This window comes from Mesorhizobium sp. M1A.F.Ca.IN.020.06.1.1 (genome assembly GCF_004023265.1).
Taxonomy (GTDB): Bacteria; Pseudomonadota; Alphaproteobacteria; order Rhizobiales; family Rhizobiaceae; genus Mesorhizobium.
The window spans coordinates 1-2,755 of record NZ_RZSR01000816.1 but is presented as its reverse complement, the minus strand read 5'-3'; the positions used below and the strand labels follow the sequence as shown (position 1 = coordinate 2,755).

At 64.0% G+C, this 2,755-nt stretch carries 3 protein-coding genes; all 3 read left to right on the top strand.

The window, feature by feature from the left end:
* The coding region (locus EOA60_RS27420) for a tellurite resistance TerB C-terminal domain-containing protein (protein WP_206628267.1) at nt 1–876 on the top strand (876 nt) is incomplete at its 5' end.
* On the top strand, nt 873–2,192 hold the full coding sequence (locus tag EOA60_RS27415) for an ATP-binding protein (protein ID WP_128312195.1): 1,320 nt from the start codon (nt 873–875) through the stop codon (nt 2,190–2,192). The genes EOA60_RS27420 and EOA60_RS27415, both read left to right, overlap by 4 nt.
* The coding region (locus EOA60_RS27410; protein WP_245502622.1) for a DEAD/DEAH box helicase at nt 2,173–2,755 on the top strand (583 nt) is incomplete at its 3' end. The genes EOA60_RS27415 and EOA60_RS27410, both read left to right, overlap by 20 nt.

The following is a 2,755-nucleotide window of genomic DNA, read 5'->3' as shown; positions in this document are numbered from 1 at the left end:
GGAGCGCCCGTGGACGGCGAGTCCGCCGCCTATGCTGCCGCCAGAGCGATGGTAGAGGTGGCGGCGCTGGCGGCCGTTTCCGACGGAAAGGTCGAGCCCAGCGAATTCGAGTCGATCAAGGCGGACATCCGTTCGTTCCCCGGCGTGGGCGGCGTCGAGCGCGGAAGGCTCATGGCGTACGCCAGCACGCTTCTCAGGGACCCGGCAGCGCAGCAATCCGCCATCAAGAAATTGGGCAGCATCGGTGCGGATGTCCGTGCCCGCGCCGTCCGGGCGGCCACATCGGCCATTTTGGCCGATGGCTACGCGGCTCCTGACGAGGTCAAGTTCCTCGAGCGGTTGTACAAGGCGCTCAGCTACCCGGTGGAGGATCTATACTCCGCCCTCCATCGCGGGTCGGTTGCGCTGGACGAGCCCGTCGCCGTCGCTCCAGAGACGCGGACAACCGGCGTTCCGATCCCCGCGCAGCCCCCTGCATCCTCCTCGGGCGGTATCAGGATAGATCATGGTCGCCTGGAGCGGATCAAATCGGAGACCTCGGCCGTGTCCGAGCTTCTCGCGGGCATTTTCATCGAAGAGGAGCCGCCGGCCCCTCCATCTCAAGCCAGGGAACCTGTGGCTGCGGAAGGGACGTTCGCCGGCCTTGATGGCGCTCATGCCAAGCTGCTGAGCCTTCTGGCCGAGAGCAGCGAACTGGATCGGCAGGCTTTCGAAGACGAGGCACGGAAGCTTCGGCTGTTGCCCGATGGAGCGATCGAAACGATAAACGAATGGGGCTTCGACAGGTTTGACGAACCTATAATCGATGGCGACGAACGCGTTTCAGTCGTCGAGCATTTCAGGGACAAGCTGCGGCAATCGAGGGTGGAAGCATGACGACTGTGACGACTATCAAGACGCGCGATCGCGACGCCATTTTGCAGGCGCTCGCCGCCGGTGTCGTGCCCAAGACGGGACTTCGTCATGTGCAGGTCGGCCGTGCCGCCGAGGTGGGAGCGTTGGTCCGCGATATCGACCGCATCTGCGATGGCGGAGCCGCGATCCGTTTCGTGATCGGAGAATATGGGGCAGGCAAGACGTTCTTCCTCAACCTCGTGCGCCTGGTCGCACTCGAGCGCAAATGCGTCACGATCCATGCCGACCTCGCGCCGGACCGTAGGATTCATGCGACGGCAGGCCAGGCGAGGGGGCTCTATGCCGAAGCCGTCCGGAACATGGCGACGCGGACCCGGCCCGATGGCGGCGCACTGCCGAGCGTGGTCGAGCGCTTCGTGACGGACTGCATCCAGGAGGCGGGACAAGCGGGCGTGCCGGTCGAGAGCATCATCGACCAGCGTCTCGCGCACTTGCAGGAACACGTCGGCGGCTATGACTACGCGACGGTGCTCAAGGCGTACTGGAAAGGAAGCGAGGAGGGGGACGAGGTTCTCAAGGCCTCGGCCCTCCGGTGGCTGCGCGGGGAATACTCCACGAAGACGGAGGCGCGCCAGGCGCTTGGTGTCCGCAACATCATCGATGACGACAACGTCTATGACTCCCTCAAGCTGATGGCAGCGTTCGTGAAGCTTGGAGGATACGCCGGGCTGTTCGTCGTCTTCGACGAAATGGTGAACCTGTACAAGCTTCAGAGCGCCCAGGCTCGCAACCAGAACTTCGAGCAGGTCCTGCGCATGCTCAACGACGTGCTGCAGGGCAACTTCGGCGGCTTCGGTTTCGCGTTCGGCGGCACGCCGGAGTTCCTCATGGACACCCGCCGCGGCTTGTACAGCTACTCCGCCCTGCAGTCCCGCCTTTCCGAGAATGCGTTTGCGACGAATGGCCTGGTCGATCTTTCCGGTCCGGTGCTGCGCCTCCAAAGCCTCACGCCCGAGGAACTTCTGATCCTTCTTTCAAACATCCGAGCAGTGTTTGCCTCCGGCGACCCGGCCAAGAACCTCGTTCCGGACGAAGCCCTTCCAGCGTTCATGGAGCATTGCAACAAGCACGTCGGCGACGCCTACTTCAGGACGCCGCGGAACACGATAAAGGCGTTCGTGCAGTTTCTGGCAATCCTTGAGCAGAATCCTGGAACCGAATGGGCCAACCTGGTGGGCCGCGTCGATATCGCGCCGGATGCCGAAAGCTCTTCGGCGGACGAGAGCGAGGGCGAAACCGCGGGTGGGGACGCGGATCTTGCCACCGTCAGGCTCTGAGGCGCCCTCCGGATTCGACAGGCTCCATGAAACGATCCGGCGCTGGATCTGGGAGCGGAAGTGGGAGGAACTCCGCGATGTCCAGGACAAGGCGATCGCGGCGATCCTGGGCGGCCGGAATGATGTCCTGATCGCGGCCGCCACTGCGGCCGGGAAAACGGAAGCCGCCTTCCTGCCAATCCTGACGAAAGTGGCGGCCCGGACGGAGCCGGGCGTGTCGGTCCTCTACGTGAGTCCGCTTAAGGCCCTGATCAACGACCAGTTCCGGCGCCTCGACGACCTCTGCGAGCGGATGGAGATCGACGTCGTCCGATGGCATGGGGATGCGCCTCAAGCCGCCAAGCAACGGACAAGGCGCGATCCGCGCGGCGTCGTCCTGATAACTCCGGAATCCATCGAGGCGATGCTCCTGCGTCGTCCGGGCGATGCGAGGAGGATGCTGGGTGCGTTGGACTTCATAGTTATCGACGAACTGCATGCCTTCCTAAGCGGCCCACGCGGCCTCCATTTGGCGACCTTGCTGCGGAGGCTGGATGCGCTGTCAGCGGAGCCAGCAAGGCGGA

Excerpts from the sequence above, each read along its gene's own strand:
- EOA60_RS27415 (WP_128312195.1), top strand. The coding sequence starts at position 873 with ATGACGACTGTGACGACTATCAAGACGCGCGATCGCGACGCCATTTTG.